The 26,775-nt window shown below is 68.4% G+C and carries 23 protein-coding genes; all 23 read right to left on the bottom strand.

Annotation, left to right across the window (positions count from 1 at the left end; genetic code table 11):
- Positions 1–45: 45 nt before the first annotated feature.
- Entirely contained in the window at positions 46–852 is an 807-nt protein-coding gene (locus tag AC3RCE_RS04655; protein WP_218293301.1) for a cell division protein FtsQ/DivIB, read from the bottom strand.
- A complete protein-coding gene (locus AC3RCE_RS04650) occupies positions 849–1,835 on the bottom strand; it encodes a D-alanine--D-alanine ligase (protein ID WP_218293300.1) in 987 nt (328 codons plus the stop codon). The genes AC3RCE_RS04655 and AC3RCE_RS04650 overlap by 4 nt, the downstream gene beginning before the upstream one ends.
- The gene (murC, locus tag AC3RCE_RS04645; protein ID WP_218340435.1) at positions 1,832–3,265 is read right to left on the bottom strand and encodes a UDP-N-acetylmuramate--L-alanine ligase; all 1,434 of its coding nucleotides are present in this window, start codon (positions 3,263–3,265) and stop codon (positions 1,832–1,834) included. The genes AC3RCE_RS04650 and murC overlap by 4 nt, the downstream gene beginning before the upstream one ends.
- Positions 3,262–4,329, bottom strand: coding sequence for an undecaprenyldiphospho-muramoylpentapeptide beta-N-acetylglucosaminyltransferase (gene murG, locus AC3RCE_RS04640; RefSeq protein WP_492254632.1), 1,068 nt, complete (start codon positions 4,327–4,329; stop codon positions 3,262–3,264). The genes murC and murG overlap by 4 nt, the downstream gene beginning before the upstream one ends.
- Positions 4,326–5,597 (bottom strand): putative lipid II flippase FtsW, encoded by a 1,272-nt coding sequence (gene ftsW / locus AC3RCE_RS04635; protein WP_218340437.1) that lies wholly within the window; start codon positions 5,595–5,597, stop codon positions 4,326–4,328. Before ftsW ends, murG begins: the two co-directional genes overlap by 4 nt.
- Positions 5,594–7,591 carry a UDP-N-acetylmuramoyl-L-alanine--D-glutamate ligase gene (murD, locus tag AC3RCE_RS04630; RefSeq protein ID WP_492254631.1) on the bottom strand — a complete coding sequence of 666 codons (1,998 nt, stop codon included), beginning with the start codon at positions 7,589–7,591 and terminating at the stop codon, positions 5,594–5,596. The genes ftsW and murD overlap by 4 nt, the downstream gene beginning before the upstream one ends.
- Complete coding sequence (gene mraY, locus AC3RCE_RS04625) at positions 7,588–8,766, bottom strand: phospho-N-acetylmuramoyl-pentapeptide-transferase (protein WP_218293295.1); 1,179 nt, start codon at positions 8,764–8,766, stop codon at positions 7,588–7,590. Before mraY ends, murD begins: the two co-directional genes overlap by 4 nt.
- A gap of 66 nt (positions 8,767–8,832) precedes the next feature.
- The gene (locus tag AC3RCE_RS04620) at positions 8,833–10,323 is read right to left on the bottom strand and encodes a UDP-N-acetylmuramoyl-tripeptide--D-alanyl-D-alanine ligase (protein ID WP_492254630.1); all 1,491 of its coding nucleotides are present in this window, start codon (positions 10,321–10,323) and stop codon (positions 8,833–8,835) included.
- The gene (locus tag AC3RCE_RS04615) at positions 10,320–11,828 is read right to left on the bottom strand and encodes a UDP-N-acetylmuramoyl-L-alanyl-D-glutamate--2,6-diaminopimelate ligase (RefSeq protein ID WP_369641427.1); all 1,509 of its coding nucleotides are present in this window, start codon (positions 11,826–11,828) and stop codon (positions 10,320–10,322) included. Before AC3RCE_RS04615 ends, AC3RCE_RS04620 begins: the two co-directional genes overlap by 4 nt.
- Positions 11,825–13,570: a peptidoglycan D,D-transpeptidase FtsI family protein gene (locus tag AC3RCE_RS04610; protein ID WP_218293292.1), complete on the bottom strand. Its 1,746-nt coding sequence runs from the start codon at positions 13,568–13,570 to the stop codon at positions 11,825–11,827. Before AC3RCE_RS04610 ends, AC3RCE_RS04615 begins: the two co-directional genes overlap by 4 nt.
- A complete protein-coding gene (gene ftsL / locus AC3RCE_RS04605; protein ID WP_492244354.1) occupies positions 13,567–13,902 on the bottom strand; it encodes a cell division protein FtsL in 336 nt (111 codons plus the stop codon). Before ftsL ends, AC3RCE_RS04610 begins: the two co-directional genes overlap by 4 nt.
- Positions 13,903–14,034: 132 nt before the next feature.
- Positions 14,035–14,961, bottom strand: coding sequence for a 16S rRNA (cytosine(1402)-N(4))-methyltransferase RsmH (rsmH, locus tag AC3RCE_RS04600; RefSeq protein ID WP_218293290.1), 927 nt, complete (start codon positions 14,959–14,961; stop codon positions 14,035–14,037).
- A gap of 8 nt (positions 14,962–14,969) precedes the next feature.
- The gene (gene mraZ / locus AC3RCE_RS04595; protein WP_218293289.1) at positions 14,970–15,398 is read right to left on the bottom strand and encodes a division/cell wall cluster transcriptional repressor MraZ; all 429 of its coding nucleotides are present in this window, start codon (positions 15,396–15,398) and stop codon (positions 14,970–14,972) included.
- Between the two features lie 255 nt (positions 15,399–15,653).
- Positions 15,654–16,979 (bottom strand): ATP-dependent protease ATPase subunit HslU, encoded by a 1,326-nt coding sequence (gene hslU / locus AC3RCE_RS04590; protein WP_218340442.1) that lies wholly within the window; start codon positions 16,977–16,979, stop codon positions 15,654–15,656.
- Positions 16,980–17,095: 116 nt separating this feature from the next.
- Entirely contained in the window at positions 17,096–17,662 is a 567-nt protein-coding gene (hslV, locus tag AC3RCE_RS04585; protein WP_218293287.1) for an ATP-dependent protease subunit HslV, read from the bottom strand.
- 177 nt (positions 17,663–17,839) lie between these two features.
- The gene (locus AC3RCE_RS04580) at positions 17,840–19,609 is read right to left on the bottom strand and encodes an STAS domain-containing protein (RefSeq protein WP_492254629.1); all 1,770 of its coding nucleotides are present in this window, start codon (positions 19,607–19,609) and stop codon (positions 17,840–17,842) included.
- A gap of 39 nt (positions 19,610–19,648) precedes the next feature.
- Entirely contained in the window at positions 19,649–20,449 is an 801-nt protein-coding gene (gene dksA / locus AC3RCE_RS04575; protein WP_218293285.1) for an RNA polymerase-binding protein DksA, read from the bottom strand.
- A 181-nt stretch (positions 20,450–20,630) separates the two neighbouring features.
- The gene (locus AC3RCE_RS04570) at positions 20,631–21,692 is read right to left on the bottom strand and encodes a CobW family GTP-binding protein (RefSeq protein WP_492254628.1); all 1,062 of its coding nucleotides are present in this window, start codon (positions 21,690–21,692) and stop codon (positions 20,631–20,633) included.
- A gap of 114 nt (positions 21,693–21,806) precedes the next feature.
- On the bottom strand, positions 21,807–23,042 hold the full coding sequence (locus tag AC3RCE_RS04565; RefSeq protein ID WP_218340445.1) for a class I SAM-dependent rRNA methyltransferase: 1,236 nt from the start codon (positions 23,040–23,042) through the stop codon (positions 21,807–21,809).
- A 94-nt stretch (positions 23,043–23,136) separates the two neighbouring features.
- Positions 23,137–23,808: a signal peptidase I gene (lepB, locus tag AC3RCE_RS04560; RefSeq protein WP_218340446.1), complete on the bottom strand. Its 672-nt coding sequence runs from the start codon at positions 23,806–23,808 to the stop codon at positions 23,137–23,139.
- A gap of 237 nt (positions 23,809–24,045) precedes the next feature.
- The gene (locus AC3RCE_RS04555; protein WP_218294386.1) at positions 24,046–25,014 is read right to left on the bottom strand and encodes a tyrosine recombinase XerC; all 969 of its coding nucleotides are present in this window, start codon (positions 25,012–25,014) and stop codon (positions 24,046–24,048) included.
- Positions 25,015–25,142: 128 nt separating this feature from the next.
- Positions 25,143–25,832 (bottom strand): DUF484 family protein, encoded by a 690-nt coding sequence (locus tag AC3RCE_RS04550; protein WP_218293281.1) that lies wholly within the window; start codon positions 25,830–25,832, stop codon positions 25,143–25,145.
- Positions 25,829–26,710: a diaminopimelate epimerase gene (gene dapF, locus AC3RCE_RS04545; protein ID WP_492244348.1), complete on the bottom strand. Its 882-nt coding sequence runs from the start codon at positions 26,708–26,710 to the stop codon at positions 25,829–25,831. Before dapF ends, AC3RCE_RS04550 begins: the two co-directional genes overlap by 4 nt.
- Positions 26,711–26,775: the final 65 nt, after the last annotated feature.

Here is a 26,775-nt window from a genome sequence, read left to right as displayed (position 1 = left end):
CTCCACGCCACGCACCGCTGTTGTTGCTGCTGCTGTTGCATGCCGTCACCTCCTGCGCACGCCACCCGCGGCGCCCATGGCATCGGGGATCACGGTGCTCACGCCGCGCATGCGCAGCGCATACCCCCCGGCGTGCCGCAGGTCCGCGGATTCCAGGGACTCCACGCGCCGGCCGTACTGCGCCGCCACCTGGGTCAAGGTGCGCGTGAAGCGCTGCGTGCGCTGCACCACCTCCTGCGGTGCCCCGCCCCCCAGCTCCACCACCGCGTCGCTGTCGAGCCTGGCGCGCCAGCCGCCCCGGCCGGTCAGTTCCAGGGACTCGACCTCCAGCCCCAGGGGCTTGAACACCGGCTGCAGCAGACCAAACATCTGCAGCACCTCGGGGGAGCTGCCCGCCGGGCCCAGCAGGCGGGGCAGGCCGTCCTGCTCCACATCGCCCACGTTGGCCTCGAACACCTCGCCCTGCCGGTTGACCATGGCCGAGCCGCTCTCCGGTCCCCAGTACGCGACGGCCTCGTGTTCCTGCAGCTCCACCTGCAGGCTGCCGGGGTAGACCCGCCGCACCTCGGCGCGGCGCACCCAGGGCACTTGCTCGAACGCCGCGCGCGCGGCGCGCAGGTCCACCGTGAAGAAGTTGCCCGCGAGGTGCGGCGCCACATTGGCCCGCAGGGTGACGGCGTTGTTGTGCACCAGCTCCCCCTGCACCACGATGCGCGCGATCGCGAAGCCCGGATAGCGCAGCATCCACCAGGCACCCGCCGCCAGCACGAGCAGGGCGCAGCCCACGAACAGGACCGACGCGGTCAGGTTCATGAGCTTGACGTCCAGCGGTGCGGGCAGCGCGGAGTTCATTTGGCGGCGGCTCCTTGCGTGTCGAGCACGGCATCGGCCAGGATGCGCAGGCACAGCTCCTCGTAGCTGATGCCCGCAGCGCGCGCGGCCATGGGCACGAGGGAATGGCCCGTCATGCCCGGCGAGGTGTTCATCTCCAGCAGAAAGGGCTTGCGGTCGCTGGCGCGCAGCATCAGGTCGGCGCGGCTCCAGCCCCGGCAGCCCAGGCTGCGGTAGGCGTCCAGCACGATGCGCTGGATCTCACGCTCTTCCGCTTCGGGCAGGCCGCTCGGGCATTGGTATTTCACGTCGTCGGTGAAATACTTGTTCTGGTAGTCGTAGGCACCGTCGGGCGCCACGATGCGGATCACGGGCAGCGCGCGCGCGCCGGCGCCCTGGCCCAGCACGGCGCAGGTGACTTCCTCGCCGTCGATGAATTCCTCGCAGAGCACATCGGGGTCGTATTTCGCGGAGAGCTGCACGGCCTCCTGCATGTCCGAATAGCCGCGCACCTTGGTCACGCCGATGGACGAGCCTTCGCGCGGCGGCTTGACGATGAGCGGCAGGCCCAGCTCGTCGGGCACGGTGCGCACCACCTCGCGCTGCTGGCGGTCGGGCGCCAGCCACACGTAGCGCGGCGTGGGCAGGCCCTCGGCCAGCCACACCCGCTTGGTCATGACCTTGTCCATCGCGATGGCCGAGGCCATCACGCCCGGGCCCGTGTAGGGGATGCCCAGCAGTTCGAGCGCGCCCTGCACCGTGCCGTCTTCGCCATGGCGGCCGTGCAGCGCGATGAAGCAGCGGGCATAGCCGTCGCGCTTGAGATCGCCCAGCGGGTTCTGCGCGGGGTCGAACGCATGCGCGTCCACGCCGCGCGAGCGCAGGGCCTGCAGCACGCCGCTGCCGGACATCAGCGACACCTCGCGCTCGGCCGAGTCGCCGCCCATCAGCACGGCCACCTTGCCCAGGGACTTCACATCAAAATTCGAATCAAAAAGGGTCATAGCGCGCTCCCCTCCAGCGCCTTAAGCTCATTATTTTGTAGCAAATCAACCACCTTGCCGGGCACGGCGCCGATGGAGCCCGCGCCCATGCACATCACCACGTCGCCGTCCTTCGCGTTGTCGGCGATGGCCTGCGGCAGGTCGGCCACGTTGTCGATGAACACCGGCTCCACGCGGCCGGCCACGCGCAGCGCGCGCGCCAGTGAACGGCCGTCGGCCGCCACCACGGGCGCCTCGCCGGCGGCGTACACCTCGGTCAGCAGCACGGTGTCGGCATGGCCGATGACCTTCACGAAATCCTCGAAACAGTCGCGCGTGCGGCTGTAGCGGTGGGGCTGGAAGGCCAGCACCAGGCGGCGGCCCGGGAAGGCGCCGCGCGCCGCTGCCAACGTGGCGGCCATCTCCACCGGGTGGTGGCCGTAGTCGTCGATCACGGTGAACTGGCCGCCATCCCGGGCGGGAAGGTTGCCGTAGCTCTGGAAGCGCCGCCCCACGCCCTTGAAGCCGGCGAGCGCGCGCTGCACGGCCTCGTCGGGGATGTTCAGCTCCACGGCGATGGCGATGGCCGACAGCGCGTTGAGCACGTTGTGCTCGCCCGCGAGGTTGAGCACGATGTCCAGGTCCGGCAAGGTGACGCCGTTGCGCCGCTGCACGGTGAAGCGCATCTGCCCCGCCTCGGCGCGCACATTGATGGCACGCACCTGGGCATCTTCGGAAAAGCCGTAGCTCGTGATCGGGCAGGTCACGCTTTGCAGGATGTCGCGCACGGCCGGGCTGTCCACGCACAGCACGGCCGTGCCGTAGAACGGCATGCGGTGCAGGAAGTCGACGAACGCGCCCTTGAGCCGGCCGAAGTCGTGCCCGTAGGTGTCCATGTGGTCGGCGTCGATGTTGGTCACCACGGCCATCACGGGCAGCAGGTTCAGGAACGAGGCATCCGACTCGTCGGCCTCGACCACGATGTAGTCGCCGCTGCCCAGCTTGGCGTTGGCCCCCGCGCTGTTCAGCCGCCCGCCGATCACGAAGGTGGGGTCCAGGCCCGCCTCGGCCAGCACGCTGGTCACGAGGCTGGTGGTGGTGGTCTTGCCGTGCGTGCCCGCGATGGCGATGCCCTGCTTCAGGCGCATCAGCTCGGCCAGCATGAGCGCGCGGGGTACGACCGGGATCTTCTTTTCCCGGGCTGCGAGCACCTCGGGGTTGTCGGGCGTGACGGCCGTGGACGTGACCACGGCATCGGCACCTTCGATGTGCGCCGCCGCGTGGCCCAGGCAGGTCTTGATGCCCAGGCCCTCCAGGCGGCGCAGCGTGGCGCTGTCGGCCAGGTCGGAGCCCGAGATGCGGTAGCCCAGGTTGAACAGCACCTCGGCGATGCCGCTCATGCCGGCGCCGCCCAGGCCGACGAAATGGATATGGCGAATGGCGTGCTTCATGGTGTTGCAAGCTCCTCGCAGGCAGTCACCACCTCGCGGGTGGCGTTGGTTTTTTGCATGTCTTTAGCTTTAAGCGCCACACCCACCAGGGTGGAACGCTGCATATTCAATAGCATCCCGGACAGCCCCTCGGGCGTCAGGTCGCGTTGCTGCACCAGCCAGCCGCCGCCGGCGTTCACCAGGAACTGGGCGTTGGTGGTCTGGTGGTCGTCCACGGCGGAAGGGAACGGCACGAACACGGCCGCCGCGCCCACGGCCGCGATTTCGGTCACGGTGCTCGCCCCCGCCCGGCAGACGATGATGTCGGCCTCCGCAAACGCGCTGGCGGTGTCGTCGATGAATGGCGTCAGCTCCGCATCGACCCCTGCGGCCGCATAGTGGGCGCGCAGCGCGTCGATCTGCGTCGCGCCGCTTTGGTGAACCACGGTGGGGCGTTGTTCGGCGGGCATCAGCGCGATGGCCTGCGGCACGATCTCGTTGAGGGCCCGTGCGCCCAGGCTGCCCCCCACCACCAGCAGGCGCAGCGGGCCGGAGCGGCCCGCAAAACGTTCGGCCGGGCCGGGTTGCCGGGTGAAGGCGGTGCGCAGCGGGTTGCCCACCCACTGGCCCTTCTTGAACACATCGGGGAAGGCCGTGAACACGCGGTCCGCGACGCCCGCCAGCACCTTGTTGGCCATGCCGGCCACGGAGTTCTGTTCGTGCAGCACCAGGGGCTTGCCGGCCAGCACGCCCATCATGCCGCCCGGAAAGGTGATGTAGCCGCCCAGGCCCACCACCACATCCGGCTTCACGCGCCGCACCACGGCCAGCGCCTGCCAGAACGCGCGCAGCAGGCGCACCGGCAGCAAAGCCAGCGTGACGAGGCCCTTGCCGCGCACGCCCGAGAAGTCGATGAGCTCCAGCGCGAAGCCGTGCTGCGGCACGATGCGCGACTCCATGCTGCCCGGTGCGCCCAGCCAGTGCACGCGCCAGCCGCGTGCACGCAGCTCCTCGGCGACGGCCAGCCCGGGGAAAATGTGGCCGCCGGTGCCGCCGGCCATGATGAGGGCGGTTTTTTGCGTCATACGCGCCCTCCCCTCATCAACAATTTGTTTTCATAGTCCACACGCAAGACCACGGCCAATGCCACCAGATTCATCAAGATGGCCGACCCGCCGAAGCTCATCAGCGGCAGCGTGAGCCCCTTGGTGGGCAGCGCGCCCAGGTTCACGCCCATGTTGATGAAGGCCTGGAAGCCGATCCAGATCGCCACGCCCTGCGCCACGAGGCCCGCGAACACGCGGTCGAGGGCGATGGCCTGGCGGCCGATGTGCATGATGCGGCGCGTCATCCACAGGAACAGCACGATGAGCGTGACCACGCCCACCAGGCCGAACTCCTCGCCGATCACGGCCAGCAGGAAGTCGGTGTGGGCCTCGGGCAGCCAGTGCAGCTTTTCCACGCTGCCGCCCAGGCCCACGCCAAAGATCTCGCCGCGCCCGATGGCGATCAGCGAGTGCGAGAGCTGGTAGCCCTTGCCCAGGGCGTGCTCCTCGCTGAACGGATCCAGGTAGGCGAACACGCGCTCGCGCCGCCAGGGGGAGCTGGCGATCATGATGCCGAAGGCCGCCACCAGCACGCCCGCGATCAGGAAGAACATGCGGGCGTTCACGCCGCCCAGGAACAGGATGCCCATGGCGATCACCGCCACCACCATGAAGGCCCCCATGTCCGGTTCGGCCAGCAGCAGCACGCCCACGATGGCCACGGCCGCCCCCATGGGCAGCACGGCGCGGAAGAACCGCTCCTTCACGTCCATCTTGCGCACCATGTAGTCCGCCGCGTAGATGAGCACGGCGAACTTGGCCACCTCGGAGGGCTGAAAGCCGATGGGCCCGAGCGACAGCCAGCGCCGCGCGCCATTGACCACCTTGCCCACGCCGGGAATCAGCACGGCCACCAGCAGCAGCAGCGCCACGACGAAGAGCCAGGGCGCCATGCGCTCCCACAGCGCCATGGGCACCTGGAAGGCCAGCAGCGCCGCGACGAACCCGACCACGAGGTACATCACGTGGCGGGTGAGGAAATGGGTGGAGGCGTAGTTGGCAAAACGCGGGTTGTCCGGCATCGCGATGGAGGCCGAATACACCATCACCAGCCCCCAGGCGAGCAGCGCCACCACCACCCACAGCAGCGCTTGGTCGAACCCGAGCACGCTCGCCGGCGTGCTGGTGGTGCGGGGCCGGTAGTCGGTGCCGCCCACGCGCACCGGCAGCACGTCCACGGCCTTGCCGGGCAGGCCGCCGAACCAGCCCGCCACGCGCTGCAGGAAGCTGCTGGCCGGTGCACTCATGCCGCGCCTCCTGTCGCATCGTCCGCCAGGGCATGCACCGTGTCGCAGAAGACCTGGGCGCGGTGCTCGTAGCCCCTGAACATGTCAAAGCTCGCGCAGGCGGGCGACATCAGCACCGCATCGCCCGCATGGGCGCGCTGCGAGGCCAGTTCCACGGCCTGCGGCAGGGTCTCGGCGTCGACCAGTGCCACGCCGCTGTCCTGCAGCGCGGCGCGGATCTGCGGCGCATCGCGCCCGATCAGCACCACCGCGCGCGCATGGCGCGCCACGGGCGCGGCCAGCGGAGAAAAATCCTGGCCCTTGCCATCGCCGCCCAGGATGACCACGATGCGGCGCTCCGCGCCCAGGCCGGTGAGGGCCGCCACCGTGGCGCCCACGTTCGTGCCCTTGCTGTCGTCGAAGTACTCGACGCCGTGGATGACGGCCACGGGCTCCACGCGGTGCGGCTCGCCCCGGTACTCGCGCAGCCCGTACAGCAGGGGCGCCAGCGTGCAGCCTGCCGCCGATGCCAGCGCCAGTGCGGCCAGCGCGTTCACGGCGTTGTGGCGGCCCCGGATGCGCAGCGCGTCAGCGGGCATCAGGCGCTGGACGTGCAGGTCCTCTGCGGCCTCGTTGCGGCCGCGCTTGCGGGTTTCGTCCGCATCCATGGCACGCACCAGCCAGGGCATGCCGCTCACCACCTCGATGCCGAAGTCGCCGGGGCGCTGGGGCATGTCGGCGCCAAACGTCAGGTGCTCGCGCACCTGGGGCTTTTGCAGCTTGACCTTGACCGGCGGCGGCAACATCTGCATCACGGCCGCGTCCTCGCGGTTCAGGATCATGAGCCCGGTCTGGCCGAAGATGCGCGCCTTGGCCGCCGCATAGGCCACCATGTCGCCGTGCCAGTCCAGGTGGTCCTGCGTGATGTTGAGCACGGTGGCCGCCGTGGGCTCGAATCCGGTCACGCCGTCGAGCTGGAAGCTTGAGAGTTCGAGCACCCACACCTCGGGCAGCGTGCCCGCGTCGATGTGGCTGGCGAGCGTGTCGAGCAGCGTGGGGCCGATGTTGCCGGCCACGGCGACGCTCTGGCCCGAGCGCTCCACGAGCTGCCCCGTGAGCGAGGTCACCGTGGTCTTGCCGTTGGTGCCCGTGATCGCCAGCACCGCCGGGGCGTAGCCGTGCGAGGCCTTGAGCGCAGCCAGCGCCATGGAATACAAGCTCAATTCACCACCAGCGCTTATTCCACAAGCGCTGGCAGCTACCAAAACAGGAGCAATTGTCTGAGGACTCAAACCCGGTGAGCGGTAGACCGCATGCAGGTCCTGGCCTTCGACCAGGCTGGCGTCGAAGGCACCGGCCACAAAACGCACCTGGGGCAGCTCCTGCTGCAGCACCGCGAGCTGCGGCGGCGCGGCGCGCGTGTCGGCCACGGTGACCTCGGCGCCACAGCGCACGCACCAGCGCGCCATGGCCAGGCCCGAGGCGCCCAGGCCCAGGATGAGGATCTTCTGGCCCAGCAGCGGACGCAGGCCTTCGCCGGGCCGGCCCAGGGGCTCGGCGGGCCCATCGGCTAGAGCGTCCTGCGTGGCTTCTTCTTCATCAGCCACCTGCGGCAGCGCAGACGCGGCCTCGGGGGCCACCACCTCGGCAAAAATCTGCGCCACGAAATCGGCGGCGGCCTTGGCGGCGGAGACCGCGGGCGGCTTTTCAGGGTCCCAGGCATTGGCCGCCGCGTTGGCTGCGCGTGCGCCTGTGGCGGGCCCGGGAGCCCCGGCCGTGCCATCGGCGCTTGCCGCAGGTTCCGTCGCGCCGGCCGTGGCGTCCACGGGTTCGGCGGCGGACAGCGCGCCGGGCCCGGCCACGTCGGTCACGCCTGGATCGCCCGGCACCACATCCGCCGTGGACCGCTCTGGTGGCAGCTCCACCTCCGGCGTTGCGGCAGGCGCATCCATGCCCGTGGCCGCCACGGGAGGATCGGCTGGTGCCGCCGGGATGAGGGGATCGTCCGGGTTCATCGCAGTTTCAATGTGGACAGGCCGATGAGGCACAGCAGCATGGTGATGATCCAGAAGCGCACGACCACCTGGGTCTCCTTCCAGCCGCTCTTTTCAAAATGGTGGTGCAGCGGCGCCATCTTGAGCAGGCGCCGGCCTTCGCCGTAGCGCTTCTTGGTGAACTTGAACCAGGTCACCTGCAGCATCACGGACAGCGCCTCGACCACGAAGATGCCGCCCATGATGGCCAGCACGATCTCCTGGCGCACGATGATGGCGATGGTGCCCAGCGCCGCGCCCAGCGCCAGCGCGCCCACGTCGCCCATGAACACCTGCGCGGGGTGCGCGTTGAACCACAGGAAGGCCAGGCCCGCGCCCGCCATGGCCGCGCAGAAGATCAGCAGCTCCCCCGAGCCCGGGATGTGCGGAAAGAACAGGTACTTGGAATACACCGAGCTGCCGGTGACGTAGGCGAACACGCCCAGCGCCGAGCCCACCATCACCACGGGCATGATGGCCAGGCCGTCCAGCCCGTCGGTCAGGTTCACGGCATTGCTGGAGCCCACGATCACGAGATAGGTCAGGATCACGAAGCCCAGCACTCCGAGCGGGTAGCTGATTTCCTTGAAGAACGGCAGCTGCAGCCCCGCCTTGGGCGGCAAATCGAGCGAGAAGCCCGATTGCACCCAGCCCACGAACAGCTCCCACACCTTGGCGTTGGAGCTTTCCGAGATGCTGAACACGAGGTACAGCGCGGCGATCAGGCCGATGACCGACTGCCAGAAATACTTCTCGCGCGAGCGCATGCCCTCGGGGTCCTTGTTGACCACCTTGCGCCAGTCGTCCACCCAGCCGATCGCGCCAAAGCCCAGCGTGACGATGAGCACGATCCACACGAAGCGGTTGGACAGGTCGAACCACAACAGGGTCGAGATCGCGATCGACAGCAGGATGAGCACGCCGCCCATGGTGGGCGTGCCGCTCTTGGACAGGTGCGTCTGCATGGCATAGCCCCGGATGGGCTGGCCGATCTTGAGCGAGGTGAGCACGCGGATCACCTTGGGCCCCGCGATGAGGCCGATGAGCAGCGCCGTCATGGCCGCCATCACCGCCCGGAACGTGAGGTACTGGAACACGCGGAAAAAGCCGAACTCGGGCGACAGGCCCTGCAGCCATTGCGACAGCATCAGCAGCATGCGGCACCTCCCACGGGCGGCCGCGCCGCACGGACGCAGGCTCCGACTGCTGCTTCCAGCACGCTCTCAATGCGTTGCGCCATGGTGTCCCTCCCGTGCCTGCGTCGGCGGTTGTCGCTCTTGTTGTTCCTGGTTGTCCTGCGCTTGCGCGGCAGAGGCGATCGCCTCCACCACCTGTTCCATCTTCATGAATCGAGATCCCTTGACCAGCACGCTGCCCACCGTGGGCAGGGCCTGGCGCACCGCATCCAGCAGCGCGCCCCTATCGTTGAAATGCCGGGCCACACCGCCATTGCCCTCGCCAAAGGACGTGGTGGCGTGCACCGATTGGTCTCCCAGCGCAAAGAGGCAGGGGATGCGGGCCGCGCGCGCATGCGCACCGGCCTCCGCATGGAACTGCGGCCCCTGGTCGCCCACCTCGCCCATATCGCCCAGCACCAGCAGCTGCGGGCCGGGCAGTTCGGCCAGCACGTCGATGGCGGCGCGCATGGAGTCGGGGTTTGCGTTGTAGGTGTCGTCCACCACGGTGACCTCGCGGCCCGCGATGCGCACGCTGAAGGCGCGCGAGCGGCCCTTGACCGGTGCGAAATCGTTCAGCCCCTGCGCAATGGCGGCCAGCGGTGCGCCCGCCGCCAGCGTGCAGGCCGCGGCCGCCAGCGCGTTGGCCACGTTGTGGCGCCCGGCAATGTGCAGGTGGGTGGCCACCTCGCCCCGCGGCGTGGCCAGCGTGACGGCCCAGGCACCCTGGCCCCACGCAGCCTGTGGGCAGGCCACATCGCCGCCTTCGCCAAAGGTGACGGTGCGGCGCCCCGGCGCCATCGAGCGCCAGAGGGCGGTGTAGGCATCCCCCGAAGGAAACACCGCCACGCCGTCGGCGGGCAGGCTGGCCAACACGGAGCCGTTCTCGCGCGCCACCGCCTCCACCGTGTGCATGAACTCCAGGTGCTCGCGTTGCGCGTTGTTGACCAGTGCCACCGTGGGCCGCGCCATGGCGGCCAGCGTGGCGATCTCGCCCGGGTGGTTCATGCCCATCTCGATCACGGCCGCCGCATGGCCGGCACGCAGGCGCAGCAGTGTCAAAGGCACGCCGATGTCGTTGTTGAAATTGCCCTGCGTGGCAAACGCGGCCTCGCCTTTCCAGGCGCGCAGGATGGACGCGATCATCTGCGTCACCGTGGTCTTGCCGTTGCTGCCCGTCACGCCGATCAACGGAAGGCCAAACTGCGCGCGCCAGCCCGCGGCCAGCGCGCCCAGCGCGCCCAGCGCGGCCAGGCTGTCCGGCACCTCGATGCCGGGCAGGCCGGCGGCTTGCAGGCCGCCATGGGCGATGGCGGCGGCGGCGCCACCGGCGCGGGCATCGGCCAGGAAGGCGTTGGCGTCAAAGCGTTCGCCCTTGAGCGCCACGAAAAGGTCGCCCGCCTGCAAGCTGCGCGTATCGGTGTGCACGCGGGCCAGCGGCGTGGCCCCATCGCCCACCAGGCGCGCGGCGGGAATGCGCGGCTGCACCAGGGCCAGCGCCTGCTGCAGGGTCATCATCACGGCCGGGGTGGCGCTCATGGGCGTGCTCCGCGGGCCTGCAGCGCGCTCTGCGCATGGGCCATGTCGGAGAACGGCACGCGCACGCCCGCCGTCTCCTGGGTGTCTTCATGGCCCTTGCCGGCGATCAGCACCACATCGGCGGGCGCGGCCTCGGCCACGGCCAAGGCGATGGCGGCGGCACGGTCGGGCTCGGCACGCACCACGTTGCTGGCGATGGTGCCTTGCAGGATCTGGTGCAGGATGGCCGCGGGGTCTTCGCTGCGCGGGTTGTCGCTGGTCACGACCACGAGGTCGGCCTGCTGCTGCGCCACGGCGCCCATCAGGGGGCGCTTGCCCGCATCGCGGTCGCCGCCACAGCCGAACACGCACCAGAGCTTGCCGCCGCGCTCCCGGGCCACCGGGCGCAGCGCCTGCAGGGCCTTGTCCAGCGCGTCGGGCGTGTGGGCGTAGTCCACGGCCACCAGGGGTTGCCCGGGGTGGTGGATCCGCTCCATGCGGCCGGGCACGGGCGAGAGCTGGGCGCAGGCGTAGAGCGCGTGCTCCAGCGGCACGCCCAAGGCGCGCAGCCCGGCCAGCACACCCAGCAGGTTGGAGACGTTGTACTGCCCGATCACGCGCGTCTGCAGCACATGCGTGTGCACGCCCTCGGCCACCGTGAAGGAGAGGCCACCCTCGCCCATGGCGATGTCGCGCGCCGCGAGCCGCGCGGGGCCGGTGATGGAAACACTCCACAGGTCCAGCAGCCGGTCCGCCAGCGAGGCATGCAGCTCGGCACCGCGCGGGTCGTCGATGTTGACCACCGCGGCCTGCAGGCCGGGCCAGTCGAACAGCATGCTCTTGGCCTGCCAGTAGGCGGCCATGCCGGGGTGGTAGTCCAGGTGGTCCTGCGTGAAGTTGGTGAACAGCGCGACGCGGATGCGCGTGCCCGCCATGCGGTGCTCGGCCAGCCCGATGGACGAGGCCTCGATGGCGCAGGCCGTGCGGCCGGCATCGGTGAACTGCTGGAACGCGCGCTGCAGCCGCACCGGGTCGGGCGTGGTCATGCCGGTGCTGGTGAGTGCGGGCGGTGTGCCCATACCCAAAGTGCCTACCAGCGCACATCCACCTTGCGGAATAAGCTCATTTTTTGATAGCACATTAAGTGCCTCGGCCAGCCACCAGCTCGTGCTGGTCTTGCCATTGGTACCCGTCACGGCCAACACATCCAGGCGCTGCGTGGGCTGCCCGAACCAGTCGGCCGCGATGAGGCCGGTGGCCGCCTTCAGGCCATGGAGCGCCGCCACCGGCAAGCCTTCGAGCGCAAATGCCTCCACGCCCTCATGCTCCACCAGGCAGGCCACGGCGCCGCGCGACAGCGCGTCCGCGATGTGTGCGCGGCCGTCGGTGGCGGCGCCGGGCCAGGCGATGAAGCCGTCGCCGGGGCGCACCTGACGGCTGTCGGTCTGCAGCGTGCCGGTGACCCGCTCGCGCAGCCAGGCGACGGCGTCGTGCACCGAGGCGAGCAAAGGCAAGGCCGTTGTCATAGCGATTCCTCCACCTCTTTGGCCACGATCTGCGGCTTGACCGCCATGTCCGGCTGCACGCCCATCATGCGCAGCGTCTGCTGCACGACTTCGCTGAACACGGGCGCGGCCACGGCACCGCCGTAGAACACGCCGTTGCTGGGCTCGTCGATCATCACGGCCACGATGATGCGCGGCTTGTCGATGGGCGCCATGCCGGTAAACCATGCCCGGTACTTGCCCGAGGCGTAGTTCTTGCCCACCTGCTTGCGCGCGGTGCCGGACTTGCCGCCCACCGAGTAGCCCAGGGTCTGCGCCTTCTGGCCGGTGCCGCCGGGGCCCGCGGCCATCTGCAGCATCTTGCGCACCTGGTCGGCGGTGCGTTCGGAGAACACGGGCACGCCCAGGGCGGGCTCGGAGGTCTTGAACATGGTGGCCGGAATCACGCGGCCGCCATTGGCGAACACCGTGTACGAGCGCGCCATCTGGAACAGGCTGGCCGACAGGCCGTAGCCGTAGGACATGGTGGCCTGCTCCACCGGGCGCCAGGTCTTGTAGGGGCGCAGGCGCCCCGTCACCACGCCAGGAAAATGCAGCTGCGGCTTCTGGCCGAAGCCCGCGGCCGAGAAGGTCTCCCACATCTCGCGCGCGGGCATCTGCATGGCGATCTTGGTGGTGCCAACGTTGCTCGACTTCTGGATCACCCCTTCCACCGTGAGCACGCCGTGGTTGCTGGTGTCGGAGATGGTGGAGCCCGTGATGTTGATCCGGCCCGGATTGGTGTCCACGATGGTGTCGGGCCGCACACGCCCCGATTCCAGCGCCAGGCCGATGGTGAACGGCTTCATGGTCGAGCCGGGCTCGAAAACGTCGGTGAGCGCGCGGTTGCGCAGCTGCTCGCCCGTGAGGTTCTGGCGCTTGTCGGGAACGTAGCTCGGGTAGTTGGCCAGCGCCAGCAGCTCGCCCGTGTGGGCATCGAGCACCACCACGCTGCCCGCCTTGGCCTTGTGCAGCGCGACCTGGTCCCGCAGCTTCTGGTAGGCAAAGAACTGCACCTTGCTGTCGATGGACAGCTGCATGTCCTTGCCATCGACCGGAGGCACGGTCTCGCCCACGCCCTCGACCACCCGGCCCAGGCGGTCCTTGATCACGCGACGCGAGCCCGCCTTGCCCGCCAGCTCCTTGTCGAAGGCCAGCTCCATGCCTTCCTGCCCGTGGTCTTCCACGTTGGTGAAACCCACCACGTGGGCCGCGGCTTCCCCTTCGGGGTACTGGCGCTTGTACTCCTTGCGCTGGTAGATGCCCTTGATGTCCAGTGCCGCGATCTCCCGGCCCACATCCCAGTCGAGCTGGCGCTTGATCCAGACGAAGGTCTTGTCTTCATCGGCCAGCTTGCGCTGCAGCTCGGCCAATGGCATGTCGAGCAGCTTGGCCAGTTGCTTGAGCTTGGCGCGGACCTCGGGCCTGTCCTGCTCCACGTCTTCCGGAATGGCCCAGATGCTGGCCGCCGGCACGCTGGACGCCAGGATCAGCCCATTGCGGTCCACGATCTTGCCGCGGTTGGCCGGCAGCTCCAGCGTGCGCGCGAAGCGCACTTCGCCCTGGCGCTGGAAGAAGGCGTTGCCAAACACCTGCACGTAGGCAGCGCGCCCCGCCAGCCCCATGAAACCCAGCGCGATCGCCGCCACGATGAACTTGCTGCGCCAGACGGGCGTCTTGCTCGCCAGCAGCGGGCTGGAGGTGTAGAGCACGCTGCGGCTCATGGCTGCGCTCCTTCGGTCCGGGACGGCGCCGCACTGGCGGCCGCGGAGGCCGTGGCGGCGGCCACTCCTTGGGGGTCGGACACATACTGCGTGATGGCCGGCGTGGCCGTGCGCATGTTGAGCTGCGCGCGCGCGATCTTCTCCACGCGCAGCGGCGTGGCCTGCGCACGCTTTTCCACCTGCAGGCGCTGGTGTTCGGTTTCCAGGCGGCGCGCCTCGGCGGTGGCGCGGTCGAGTTCGGTGAACAGGCGGCGCGACTCGTACTGGGTGTGCACGAGATAGATCGCGCTGGCCAGCACGGCCACCAGCAAGACGACGTTGAGCCTTGTCATGTCAGTTGCCTGCCATGCCGCAGCATGAAACCGCCACGGCCCCACCCAGGGACACCGGGCCAGGGCCGTTGCGCAGCGAGGGCGTCGTCCCCCTGGAGGGAGAAGGCGCGAAGCGGCTCAGGGGGCGCTTCATCACTGCACCTCGGTGCGCTCGGCCACGCGCATGATGGCGCTGCGCGAACGGGGGTTGGCCGCCACTTCGGCGGCACCGGGCTTGATGCGGTCCAGGGCCACGAGCTTCATAGCCTGGGGCGCGGCAAAGGGCGCGCGGCGGTCGTAGACCTCCTTGGAGTGTTTGGCGATGAACTGCTTGACGATGCGGTCTTCGAGCGAATGGAAGCTGATCACCACCAGCCGCCCGCCCGGCTGCAGCACCGAGAGGCTGGCCTCTAGCGCCTGTTGCAGCTCTTCAAGCTCGGCGTTGATGAAAATCCGAAGAGCTTGAAATGTGCGCGTTGCAGGGTTCTGGCCCGCTTCGCGGGTTTTGACCGCGCCAGCCACGAGGTCGGCCAGTTCGGCGGTGGTTGCAAGAGGACCCCGTTCTTCGCGCCGAGCAACAATCGCCTTTGCAATGGGGCCAGCAAACCGTTCTTCACCGTAGTCACGTATCACCTCCGCAATCTGACCGACTTCGGCCGTGGCCAACCAATCGGCCACGCTTTCGCCGCGCGTGGTGTCCATGCGCATGTCCAGCGGGCCGTCAAAACGGAAACTGAAGCCTCGCTCGGGGCTGTCGATCTGGGGCGAGCTCACGCCCAGGTCCATCAGCACGCCCGCCGCACTGGCGGGCGGAAGGTCGGCCAGATGGCGAAAACCCTCGTGCCGAATGGAAAAACGCGCATCGGTGATGCGCGTTGCTTCGGCAATGGCTTCGGGGTCCTTGTCAAAGGCGACAAGGCGCCCCTGCGGCCCCAGGCGAAGCAGGATGAGGCGCGAATGCCCCCCGCGCCCGAAGGTCGCGTCCACCCAGGTGCCCGCGGGCGTGGCGCCGGCGCCGCCCAGCAGGGCATCCACGGCTTCTTCGAGCAGGACGGTGGTGTGTTGCAAGGAGGATGTCACCGCGCGCCTTAGAAGGAGAAGTCCTTGAAGACATCCGGCATCTCGCCCTGCATGGCCTTGGCCTCCTGCTCGTCGTAGGTGGCCTTGTCCCAGAGTTCGAAATGGTTGCCCATGCCCAGCAGCATGGTGTCCTTGGAGATACCGGCCGCCTCGCGCAGCTCGGGCGAAACCAGCACGCGGCCCGTGGCATCCATCTCCACATCCATGGCATTGCCCAGGAAGATGCGTTTCCACCACTGGGCGGACATGGGCAGCTGGGCGATGCGCTCGCGGAACTTCTCCCACTCCGGGCGGGGGAAGACCATGAGACAGCCGTGCGGGTGCTTGGTGATGGTGAGCTGGCCGGATGCCGTGGCCGCGAGGACGTCACGATGCCGGGTCGGCACGGACAGCCGACCCTTCGCATCGAGACTCAGCGACGAAGCACCTTGAAACACGGACGGATTTCCCAACTCGGTTTTTGCGCCTCGCCGGTCCGTGCAATGGACCTGGAGGGCACTTTTCACCACTTAATTGCACTTTTTTGCACTGTAGCAGGAAAAGCACACCGAACAAGGGGGTGTCCAACAAACTTTTGCAATGAAATCAACGACTTAGGCGCGACTTTGTAGGCACAGGAAAGCCAAAAGTCGTTGAAAAAGAAGCACTTAGAGAGGCCTATGAAAGTGACCTCTCAAGGCTTGACCGAGTGGTCACAGGATGTAGCGCGACAGGTCCTCGTCCTGGCTCAGCGTCTGCAGGCGGGCGTCCACGTAGGCGGCGTCCACGGTGACCGTCTGGCCCGACAGGCGCGTGGCATCAAAACTCACCTCGTCCAGCAGGCGCTCCATGACGGTGGACAGGCGGCGCGCGCCGATGTTTTCGGTGCGTTCGTTCACCTCGAACGCGATGTGCGCCAGGCGCGTGATCCCCTCGGGCGCGAACTCGAGCGTGACGCCCTCGGTCGCCAGCAGGGCCTGGTACTGCTTGACCAGGGAGGCATGGGTCTGCGTGAGGATGGCCTCGAAGTCCTTCACCGACAGGGATTCCAGTTCGACCCGGATCGGGAAACGCCCCTGCAGCTCGGGAATGAGGTCGCTGGGCCTGGACAGGTGAAAGGCACCGGAGGCGATGAACAGGATGTGGTCCGTCTTGATCATCCCGTACTTGGTGGACACGGTCGTGCCCTCCACCAGCGGCAGCAGGTCGCGCTGCACGCCCTGGCGCGACACGTCGGCGCCGCTGGTCTCCTGGCGGGCGGCCACCTTGTCGATCTCGTCGATGAAGACGATGCCGTTCTGCTCGGCATTGGCGACGGCCCGGGCCTTGATCTCGTCCTCGTTGACGAGTTTGCCAGCCTCTTCGTCGGTGAGCAGCTTCAGGGCCTCGGCGATCCTGAGCTTGCGCGTCTTGCGCTTGTCCTGCCCCATCTGGCTGAACATGCCGCGCAGCTGCTCGGTCATTTCCTCCATGCCCTGGGGCCCCATGATCTCCAGCTGGGGGCGGCCCTCGGCCACGTCGATCTCGATCTCCTTGTCGTCCAGGGCGCCTTCGCGCAGCTTCTTGCGAAACACCTGCCGCGCCGTGTTGTCCGCCGCGGGCTCGCTGCCTGCCGCGGCCCGGGCCGGCGGGATCAGCACGTCGAGGATGCGCTCCTCTGCCGCATCTTCGGCGCGGGTGCGCACCTTCTTCATCTCGGACTCGCGGGTCTGCTTCACCGCCATTTCGGCGAGATCGCGGATGATGGAATCCACGTCCTTGCCCACATAGCCCACCTCGGTGAACTTGGTGGCCTCGACCTTGATGAAGGGCGCGTCGGCCAGCCGGGCCAGGCGGCGCGCGATCTCGGTCTTGCCCACGCCGGTGGGACCGATCATGAGGATGTTCTTGGGCGTGATCTCCTGGCGCAGGCTGCCCTCGACCTGCTGGCGGCGCCAGCGGTTGCGCAGCGCGATGGCGACCGCGCGCTTGGCGCTGGCCTGGCCCACGATGTGGTGGTCGAGTTCGGAGACGATTTCCTGGGGGGTCATGGACGACATACAGGTCTTCCTGGTATCAAATGAGGCTCCAGCGCATGCTCAACAAGCGCCAACAGCTATAAAAAACAGAGCAAACCGCTCCGGGGCATCCCCGGGGGCAGGACCATCCCGCGCGCTCAGAGCGTCTCGATGGTGTGGTTCATGTTGGTGTAGATGCACAGTTCGCCGGCGATTTCGAGCGATTTCTTGACGATGTCCTGCGCGGACAAATCGGTGTTCACCAGCAGCGCCTTGGCGGCCGAGTGCGCATAGGCGCCGCCCGAGCCAATGGCCACGATGCCCTGCTCTGGTTCGAGCACATCGCCGTTGCCCGTGATGATGAGCGACGCGCTCGCATCGGCCACCGCCAGCATGGCTTCCAGGCGGCGCAGCACGCGGTCGGTGCGCCAGTCCTTGGTGAGCTCGATGGCCGCGCGCGTGAGGTGGCCCTGGTGCTTTTCGAGCTTGGCCTCGAAACGCTCGAACAGCGTGAAGGCATCGGCCGTGGCCCCCGCGAAGCCCGCGAGCACCTTGCCATGGTAGAGCTTGCGCACCTTGCGGGCCGTGCCCTTGACCACGATGTTGCCCAGGGTGACCTGGCCGTCGCCGCCAATGGCCACTTGGATGCCTGCCGGGGTCTCGCGGCGCACGCTCAGGATGGTGGTGCCGTGGAACACCGGGGATTGGTTTGGTGATGAGTCCATAGCAGCCGCAGATGGGGACAGGCCCCCATTTTGCAAGCACACCGCCACCACGGGCGCTGCGCGCGGCAGAAGGGGCGGAGGCCGCGGTTCCAGGCATGCCTGCCCGGGCAGGGCGGTTCCGAAGAGCCGCCGTCTCTGGCGGCCGCACCGAGCGGAGCAGCCGCCCAGGGCGTGGCCCTAGTTCTTGCGGGGCACCACCCAGGCGTGCTCGTTGATGCCGATCACATTGAAGAAGATGGCCACCAGCCGCTGCAGGTTGTGAAACTGGATCACATGGCCCTGGCCCTGCTGCTCGGCCGCCCAGTTGAGCACCGAGCCCGCGGCGGCAAAGTCCACGCGGATGAGCTTGTCGCACGCAATGGTGAGCGGCACGCCGGGCCGCAGGAGGGCCTGGAAGGGCTCCAGCAGCGGCGTGGCATCGCCGTCGATGTGGCCGCTGAGCTGGGCCACGGGCCCCGTCTCCGCGGGCGCGGGCACCGACTCGCCCAGGTCGGACGCCATGAAGTCGCTGTCCACCGACAGCGGCGCGGCCCCGGAAGACACGCCCTCGTTGTCTGAATATCCGCAGCGCGGCGATACCCAGGAGGGCGGCGACACCTCGTAGGTCACGCAGTAGTCGAGCGCGACCAGTTCGAACTCGTCGGGCTTGCCCATGAGCCGCAGCGCCGCCATGCGCAGGCGCCACCACTCAGGGCTGGTGGCACGGTCTCCGGACTGGGTCTTGGCGTCGAGCAGCGCATTGAGCTTCTCGACCCCCGAAAACACCAGTTGCCCGTCACGCTCGGCCCACTGGGTGAACTGGTCGGCCAGCAAAGGCACCGCGGCTTCGTCGATGGCGGCCAGGCGCGTCCAGGACAGCGTCCAGGGGGATGCGGCGCGGGCCAGGGAGGCCTGCAGCGCGGCGACGGACGACACCGCCAGGGAGGCCGGGGCATTCCAGCTGAAATCGCGGCGCACCGCGCCGGCCGGCGCGGCGCCCGTGGCACCGGGCGCCGCCGCGGCGGGAGCCGGCGCCATGCCCAGCTGCTGCGGCATGGAGAACCACAGCGGCGCCGAACGGCTGTACTGTGCGGCGAAGTCGATGGCCAGGGTGTCGAACCGGTCGTGCTGACCGGTTGCGCGGTACAGGTCGAAGAGCGTCATCCAGATTTCGAGTTGCTCTTCGGGATCATCCTGCTGGTGCTGGGCCAGCACGTCGAGCAGGCCGGACTCTGCCCCCGCGTGGTCGCCATTGGCGAACCGGATGGCGGCTTCTTCTAGATCGGGTTCGTGCACGAATTCCTCCGGTTCGGATGCCGGCGCTGGCGTTGCCGCTGTAGCCGCCGCAGGGCTGAAGGACGCTTCGCCCGGGCCTGGGCCCGCGAGCATTTGCGCATCGGTGCCGCCAAACCGGCCAATCGCCATGCTGTCATCGGCAAACAGCGGCTGGACACCGGCGGCCTGGTTGTTGTTGTCGCCCAGCGGCGCAGGCAGGCTGCCGGGCGCGGTGGGCGCGTAGGCCCTGGCGTGCGCGGAATCCGTCGTTGCCGCGCTGGGGGGCTCGGGCATGACGCCCGGCTGGGTGGGCGCCTCGGCCCCTTGCTTGCTCTTCCACCACTGCTGCGACATCTGCGCCTCGATCTCGTCGATCTTCTTGAGCGTCACGGCGCGTTCGTCGGGCGACGCCATGCTGCTCTGGAAGAACGACGGCCTGGCGGTGGGGTCCTCGGTGCGCTGCCCCTGCAGCACCTCGCGCTGGCGCAGCTTGCGCAGCTGATCGAACTCGCGGCGCCGCACGAAATCGTTGCGGCGCTTGCGCTCGATCATCTCCTTGAGCATCTGCTTGCTGTACTGGCTCTCCCGGTCATTCTGCGCGGAGTCCAGCTCCGTCCAGTTGACCGTGGGATTGCGCACAAACCGCACCACCTTCGAAAGCAGTCCGCCAGGGGTGGTTTCTTCCTTGCTCATGGCTCAGGGCGCGCGTGGGGATCAGGCCGGGCGGCCAGGTCAATCACCAAACATCTTCTGCTTGAGTTCGCGGCGCTGCTGCGCCTCCAGCGACAGCGTGGCCGTCGGGCGGGCGATCAGGCGGCCCACGCCGATGGGTTCGCCGGTCTCATCGCAGTACCCATAGTCGCCCGCGTCGATGCGGGCAATGGACTGCTCGATCTTCTTGAGCAGCTTGCGCTCGCGGTCGCGGGTGCGCAGCTCCAGGGCATGCTCTTCCTCGATCGTGGCGCGGTCGGCGGGATCGGGCACGACGACGGTGTCTTCGCGCAGGTGCTCGGTGGTTTCGCCGGCGCTGTTGTGGATGTCCTGCTTGAGCTGCACGAGCTTCAGGCGGAAGAACGCCATCTGCTTGTCGTTCATGTACTCGCTGTCAGGCATGGCCATGACTTCGGCGTCGGTCAGCTCGGCGGCGGACTTGGTCTTCCAGTTGTTCGCCAGCTTGGGGTCTTTTTTGGCAGCCGTATAGGTGGGCTGCGCTTGCACGGTCGTGGGCATGGTATGTAGATAACTGGCTTTGGCAGCGGTCGAAGCCACTGTCTGTGCCATGGATGGTACGGTCAATTGGGCCAATCGGGAAGAAGGCCGGGTTGTGCGCACGGGTACCTGCGAACCGGCCTGCAGCACGGGTGCTGGAGCGGGAGTCGCCACGGCCGCCGGGCTGGCGGCGACCTTGGGTGCTGCAGCCGGCTTGGCGGCGGCCTTCGCGCCAGCCTTGGTTGCCGCAGGGGCGGCGGCGGTTTTCGCCGCGGCAGGGGTTGCCTTGGTGGCCCCCTTGGATTTGCTGGTGTCGGCTTTCACTTCCTGGTCTCCTCGCAATACGGGCGGGCCCCAGCCGCATTCGCAGCCAAGGGCGGGTGGCAAGCCTTCCGGGGTTTTACCGGGGCGCGATTGTATCGACCTGGGCTGACGCAAACGGAAACGTTGCAGATACAACACAAACCAGCCGCCAACCCCCTGCCCTCGGGCCGCCCCGCCGGGGTCAGACCAGGCTCTGCTCCAGCCCCTGCAGAAAGATGTCCTTGGGCAGGTCGATGCCAATGAAGACCATCTTACTGGTGCGCGGCTCGCCTTCGGCCCACTGGGGGCCCAGGTCGCTGCCCATGAGCTGGTGCACGCCCTGGAAGATCACCTTGCGCTCGGTGCCCTTCATGTTCAGGACGCCCTTGTAGCGCAGCATGCGCGGGCCATAAATGTTGACAATCGCCCCGAGAAAATCCTCCAGCTTGGCCGGATCGAACGGCCGCTCGGAGCGGAAGACGAAGCTTTTCACGTCGTCATCGTGGTGATGGTGATGGCCCTGCCCGTGGTCGTGCTGGTGCGAGGGGTGGCTGCAGTGCTCGCCATGCTCGTGGTCATGGTCGTGGTGGTCATGGCCGTCGCCCTCTTCCTTGAGGAACTCGGGGTCGATGTCCAGCTTGGCATTGAGGTTGAAGCCCCGCAGGTCCAGCACTTCCGACAGCGGCACCTCGCCGAAATGCACGGCCTTGATGGGCGCGCGCGGGTTCATGTGCTTGAGGCGATGGATCAGCGCGTCGGTTTCCTCGGCGCTGACCAGATCGGTCTTGGACAAAAAGATCTGGTCGGCAAAGCCCACCTGGCGGCGCGCTTCCTGGCGGTCGTTGAGTTGCTGGGGCGCGTGCTTGGCGTCCACCAGCGTGATGATGGAATCGATGAGGTAGGTCTCGGCGATCTCCTCGTCCATGAAGAAGGTCTGCGCGACGGGGCCGGGGTCGGCCACGCCGGTGGTCTCGATGACGATGCGGTCGAACTCCAGCAGGTTCTTGCGCTTCTTGGCGGCCAGCAGCTGCAGCGTCTCGCGCAGGTCTTCGCGGATGGTGCAGCAGATGCAGCCGTTGCTCATCTGCACGATCTGCTCCTTGGACTCGGTCACGAGGATGTCGTTGTCGATGTTCTCTTCGCCGAATTCGTTCTCGATCACGGCGATCTTCTGGCCGTGGGCTTCGGAGAGCAGGCGCTTGAGCAAGGTGGTCTTGCCCGAGCCCAGGAAGCCGGTGAGGATGGTGACGGGGATCAATGCCATGTTTCTTGTCCTTCAAGGGATGAACCCATGCGCTGCACCCGGCACTGCGGGCCGGGTGTGCGTGGCGCAAGGGGTTGTTTTCAGTGTACCGACGCTGTCAAGCCCTTGCCGCGCTCAGCCCTTGCGCATCACCACCAGCCCCTTGAGGTACTCGCCTTCGGGGAATTCCAGGGTCATCGGGTGGTCGGGCGCGCCGCCCAGGCGCTCCAGGATGAAGCCGTCCACGCCGGCATCCGCGCCGGCCGACGCCACAATCTTGTGGAACAAGTCGGCGCTGATGCCGCCCGAGCACGAGAAGGTGAACAGCACGCCGCCCGGCGTGAGCAGCTGCAGCGCCAGGCGGTTGATGTCCTTGTACGCGCGTGCAGCGCGCTCGGCGTGGGCCGCCGTGGGCGCGAACTTCGGCGGGTCGAGCACGATGGCGTCGAAGCGCCGGCCTTCCTTGAGGAACTGGCGCAGCGAGGCGTTCACGTCCGCGTCCAGGAAGCTCGCGTGGTTCAAGTCGAACCCGTTGAGCGCCACATGGGCGCGGGCGCGCTCCAGGGCGGGGCCGGAGGAGTCGATGGACGTCACATGCCCGTCCGCCGATGCGCCGCTGGCGCGCATGCCGGCCAGCGCGGCCACGCTGAAGCCGCCGGTGTAGCAAAAGCAGTTGAGCACGTCCTTGAAGCCCAGGCGCTGCGCGTAGTCGGCAAAACGCTTGCGGCTGTCGCGCTGGTCCAGGTAGAAGCCGGTCTTGTGGCCTTCGGCGATGTTCAGCGTCAGGTTCCACTGGTGTTCGTGGATGGTGAGCTCGAGCGGCGGGCCTTCGCCGGCGCCCGGCGCGCCCGTGGGGCCGCCGCGCAGCCAGCCGGTGGCGGGCTCGAGGCCTTCGAGCGCGCGCACGCTGGCGTCCGAGCGTTCATAGAGCTTGACCAGACCCGTCTCGCGCAGCAGGGCATCGGCGATCACGTCCTTCCAGCGCTCGGTCCCGGCGCTGGTGAACTGCGCGACCAGGGTGTCGCCGTAGCGGTCCACGATGAGGCCCGGCAGGCCGTCGGACTCGCCGTGCACCAGGCGCACACCGTCGCTTTGTACATCAAAACGGGCTCTGGCGATGATGGATCGTGCGCAAGCAGCTATGAAAAAAGGAGCATCGATGCGCTGCGCCTCATCAAAGCTCCACACCCGCGCGCGGATGCGCGAGCTGGGGCTGAACGCCGCCCAGGCCAGGAACTGGCCCTCGTGCGATTCCACGCGCACGGTCTCGCCGCTGTCGCCGCCGCCCTTGGCGATGGCCGATTCAAAGATCCAGGGGTGGCGGCGCAAGAGCGAGCGCTCTTTGCCAGGGCGAAGGCGAAGGGTTTTCATGATGGGGCGATTGTCGCGTGAATGCGCCCCGCCGCCGGCCAGTGCTGCAGGGCGCTGGCCGTGCCGCCCCGCACTTGCTGACGGCCTGCCCGCGTCAGAGCGGGTGGCCGATGCGCCCGATGCGCGGCGCCCAGTTCTCCAGGATGTCGGCCGACACCAGCACGCGCCGCGCCTGGCCGATGAGCAGGTGACGCGGGACGAAGCCGATGTAGCGGGAGTCCGCGCTGTTGTCGCGGTTGTCGCCCAGCACCAGGTACTGGCCCTCGGGCACCGTCACCGGGCCGAAGCTGCGGTGTGCCGTCACGCCCTGCAGCAATTGCACCCGGCGCTCGTGGCCCTGCAGGTGCTCCGTCCAGCGGGTGGCGGGCACCTGCGCGCCCAGCTCGGCCAGGTGTTCGGTCACCGCCTCGGGCGCGTCGTAGCGCGCGGCCTCGCCGTTGAGGTACAGCACCTCGTCGCGCATCTCCACCGTGTCGCCCGGCAGCGCCGCGATGCGCTTGATCAGCCGCGTGCCATCGCGCGGCGACGAGAACGTGACCACATCGCCCCGCGCGGGCTCGCCCAGGCGCGCCAGCACCACATCGGTGAGCGGCAGCTTCAGGTCATAGGCCAGCCGGTTGACGAACACCACGTCCCCTTCGAGCAGCGTGGGCCGCATGGACCCCGAAGGAATCGGATTCCAGTCCGCCACCGCCGTGCGAAAGATGCCGAAGCACAGCAGCAGCACGAGGAACCCACGGTTCGATTTGATCCATTTCAGCAGCATGGCGAGACACTCCAAGGCGCCCTACAGCAAGCACCCCTTGCTCGGATGCACGGCGTCACATCTTGGTTCCGTGGCACCGGCCCACGGCCGCAGCCCACCGGCATGCCCGATCAGCGCCAGAAGCCGTCCACACGCCACCAACGCCCGCAGCGCGCACCGCCCCCACCAGTGCACCCGTGGAACCGGCTTTGCCGGGCCACCGGGTGCGTCCCCCTCCGGGGGAAGGCGCGCAGCGCCTCAGGGGGGCTTCTTTCTAGCCCGAGGATGCGCCGCGTCATACACCTTGGCCAGGTGCTGGAAATCCAGCCGCGTGTAGACCTGCGTGGTGGTGATGTTGGCGTGGCCCAGTAGCTCCTGCACCGCGCGCAGGTCGCCGCTGCTTTGCAGCAGGTGGCTGGCGAACGAGTGGCGCAGCATGTGCGGGTGCACCGGCGTGGTCAGGCCCGCCTGCTGGCTGCGCTGGCGCAGGCGCAGCCAGATCGACTGCGCCGTGAGCCGCTTGCCGCGCTGGCCGACGAACAGTGCGGTGTCAAGCCGCGCTGATCCTTCACCGCCGAAGGGCGTGGCCCGCAGTAGCAACCAAGCCTGCAGCGCTGCAGTGGCCGCGCGCCCCACGGGCACGCTGCGGCGCTTGCTGCCCTTGCCGAACACATGGGCCTCGCCGGCCTGCAGGTCCACCCAGCCCCGGCCCAGGCGCTGGGTGTCGGCGTTGGGGATGGCGTCGAGCCCCGCGAGTTCGCCCACGCGCAGGCCGCAGCCATACAGCAGCTCCACCATGGCCGCATCGCGCGCCTCCAGCCAGGGGTCGGCGCCGGTGTTGTCGAATTCGGCCAGCCGCACGGCGTCGTCCACACCCAGCGCCTTGGGCAGGGGCTTGGGCGCCTTGGGGGCGCGCACGTCCTGCACCGGGTTGTGCGGGATCAGCCCCTGCCGCCCCGCCCAGATGAAGAACCCGCGCCAGCCCGAGAGGATGAGCGCAATCCCCCGCCCGCTGCGCCCGCCGCTGTGCATCTGCGCCACAAAACGGCGGATGTGCGCGGTCTGCAGCTGCAGCAGGGGCACGCCGACCCCCGCCGCAAACTGCGCGAGCTTTTCAAGGTCCAGGGTGTAGAGCGTGAGCGTGCGCGCCGCCAGCCGCTTTTCGACGCGCACATGCTCCAGGTAACGCAGGACGTGCGGGTCCGGGGGAATCTGTGTGGCCAGCATGTCGGACACGGGGCATTACCCAGGCAACTGGCGCGCCCCAAGGCCAGCGCCACCGTGGAACCGGCTTTGCCGGGCCGGGGGTGGCGTCCCCCCGCAGGGGGGAAGCGGCGCAGCCGCACAGGGGGGCATCACTTCAGCCGCAGCAGGGCGGCACTGGCGAGTTCTGCCATGCGCGACAGAAATTCCGTGCCCATCGTGGCATCAAACCGCTGGGGGTCTTGCGAGCCCAGCACCAGCAGGCCGAACGCGGGCGTGGCGCTGTCGATGGCGCCTTCGCGCAGCGGCAGCAGGGCCAGCGACTGGGCGGGTTCGCCCGCCTCGGCCGCGAGCCAGCCTGCGGGCTCGAACCCCAGGTTGGGGCCGCAGAACGGCATGGTCAGCGACGAGGCGAACGCGCGGGCGTCTTCGCTGGCGCCCTGGGTGAAGTCGGCATCGATGTACGGCGCGGCCACCTCCCACACGCGCACCGCGGCCTGGGGCACGTCGAACAGGGTGCGCACGCCATCGACCACCGCCTGCGGCAGGTCGAACGGGTCGCGCACCTGCAGCAGCGCGCTCGTCCACTGGTGCACCTTGTGGGCGATGGCGGCGTTTTCGGTGCTGTTGCGCACCATTTCCATGATGCGCTGCTCCAGGCCCTTGATCTTCTCGCGCAGCATCTCGGCCTGGCGCTCCTGCAGGCTCACGGCGCGCGCGCCGTGGGGGCTGGTGATCTGCACGCTGGCCAGCACCTCGGCATGGCGTTCGAAGAAGCCCGGCGTGTTGGTGAGGAACTGGGCGATGTCGTCTTCGGTGATCGGGGGGATGTGGGACGTCATAGGAGGGTGTCAGGAATGTCGATCCGGCCTTCGAACACCGTGGTGGCGGGGCCGGTCATGAAAACGGAATCGGCCTCCTGGCCGCTCCAGGCGATGGTGAGGCGGCCGCCGCGCGTGTCCACATGCACCTCGTTGTCGAGCAGGCCCAGGCGGATGCCGGCCGCCACGGCCGCGCAGGCCCCCGAGCCGCAGGCCAGGGTTTCGCCCACGCCGCGCTCGAACACGCGCAGCCGCACATGGGCGCGGTCCACGATCTGCAAAAAGCCTGCATTCACGCGCTGCGGAAAACGCGCATGGCGCTCGACCAGGGGGCCCGCTTCCAGCACCGGGGCGGTGTCCACGTTGTCCACCAGCTGCACGGCGTGCGGGTTGCCCATGGAGACAACCGCTACCAAAACAGTAGCTGTCAGCGCTTTACCATCCAGCGCCAGCGGCCATTTTTGTCCTGAACCTTGTGCCACGGCGGTCAAACCACTGGCATCAAACGGCACCCGGGCGGGCTCGAACTGCGGTCGGCCCATGTCCACGGTGACGCGGCCATCGGGGGTGAGGCGGGGGGCGATCACGCCGCTTTTGGTCTGCACCCGCAGGGTGTCCTTGCCCGACAGGCCCTTGTCGTGCACAAAGCGCGCGAAGCAGCGGGCGCCGTTGCCACACTGCTCCACCTCGCCGCCATCGGCGTTGTGAATCACGTATTCGAAGTCGATACCGTCCGCTGGCGAAGGCCGCACCGTGAGGATCTGGTCGGCCCCCACACCGAAGTGGCGGTCGGCGAGGAAACGGTATTGGGCGGCGCCGAGCCCCAGGCGGCCCCGGGTTTCGTCGAGCACCACGAAATCGTTGCCCGCGCCCTGCATTTTGGTAAAGGGAATCTGCATGGCCGGATTATCGTCGGTGGGCCGGCGTGCGCGGCACCCCGCCCGGGGCAACTTGTGACAGAACC

It is taken from the genome of Acidovorax sp. GW823-FHT05D11 (assembly GCF_058795695.1).
Note: the sequence above shows the minus strand (reverse complement) of the source record. Positions and strands in the feature narration are given on the sequence as shown.

Excerpts from the sequence above, each read along its gene's own strand:
- AC3RCE_RS04655 (WP_218293301.1), bottom strand. The coding sequence starts at position 852 with ATGAACTCCGCGCTGCCCGCACCGCTGGACGTCAAGCTCATGAACCTG.
- AC3RCE_RS04650 (WP_218293300.1), bottom strand. The coding sequence starts at position 1,835 with ATGACCCTTTTTGATTCGAATTTTGATGTGAAGTCCCTGGGCAAGGTG.
- murC (WP_218340435.1), bottom strand. The coding sequence starts at position 3,265 with ATGAAGCACGCCATTCGCCATATCCATTTCGTCGGCCTGGGCGGCGCC.
- murG (WP_492254632.1), bottom strand. The coding sequence starts at position 4,329 with ATGACGCAAAAAACCGCCCTCATCATGGCCGGCGGCACCGGCGGCCAC.
- ftsW (WP_218340437.1), bottom strand. The coding sequence starts at position 5,597 with ATGAGTGCACCGGCCAGCAGCTTCCTGCAGCGCGTGGCGGGCTGGTTC.
- murD (WP_492254631.1), bottom strand. The coding sequence starts at position 7,591 with ATGAACCCGGACGATCCCCTCATCCCGGCGGCACCAGCCGATCCTCCC.
- mraY (WP_218293295.1), bottom strand. The coding sequence starts at position 8,766 with ATGCTGCTGATGCTGTCGCAATGGCTGCAGGGCCTGTCGCCCGAGTTC.
- AC3RCE_RS04620 (WP_492254630.1), bottom strand. The coding sequence starts at position 10,323 with ATGAGCGCCACCCCGGCCGTGATGATGACCCTGCAGCAGGCGCTGGCC.
- AC3RCE_RS04615 (WP_369641427.1), bottom strand. The coding sequence starts at position 11,828 with ATGACAACGGCCTTGCCTTTGCTCGCCTCGGTGCACGACGCCGTCGCC.
- AC3RCE_RS04610 (WP_218293292.1), bottom strand. The coding sequence starts at position 13,570 with ATGAGCCGCAGCGTGCTCTACACCTCCAGCCCGCTGCTGGCGAGCAAG.
- ftsL (WP_492244354.1), bottom strand. The coding sequence starts at position 13,902 with ATGACAAGGCTCAACGTCGTCTTGCTGGTGGCCGTGCTGGCCAGCGCG.
- hslU (WP_218340442.1), bottom strand. The coding sequence starts at position 16,979 with ATGTCGTCCATGACCCCCCAGGAAATCGTCTCCGAACTCGACCACCAC.
- hslV (WP_218293287.1), bottom strand. The coding sequence starts at position 17,662 with ATGGACTCATCACCAAACCAATCCCCGGTGTTCCACGGCACCACCATC.
- AC3RCE_RS04580 (WP_492254629.1), bottom strand. The coding sequence starts at position 19,609 with ATGAGCAAGGAAGAAACCACCCCTGGCGGACTGCTTTCGAAGGTGGTG.
- AC3RCE_RS04570 (WP_492254628.1), bottom strand. The coding sequence starts at position 21,692 with ATGGCATTGATCCCCGTCACCATCCTCACCGGCTTCCTGGGCTCGGGC.
- AC3RCE_RS04565 (WP_218340445.1), bottom strand. The coding sequence starts at position 23,042 with ATGAAAACCCTTCGCCTTCGCCCTGGCAAAGAGCGCTCGCTCTTGCGC.
- lepB (WP_218340446.1), bottom strand. The coding sequence starts at position 23,808 with ATGCTGCTGAAATGGATCAAATCGAACCGTGGGTTCCTCGTGCTGCTG.
- AC3RCE_RS04555 (WP_218294386.1), bottom strand. The coding sequence starts at position 25,014 with ATGCTGGCCACACAGATTCCCCCGGACCCGCACGTCCTGCGTTACCTG.
- AC3RCE_RS04550 (WP_218293281.1), bottom strand. The coding sequence starts at position 25,832 with ATGACGTCCCACATCCCCCCGATCACCGAAGACGACATCGCCCAGTTC.
- dapF (WP_492244348.1), bottom strand. The coding sequence starts at position 26,710 with ATGCAGATTCCCTTTACCAAAATGCAGGGCGCGGGCAACGATTTCGTG.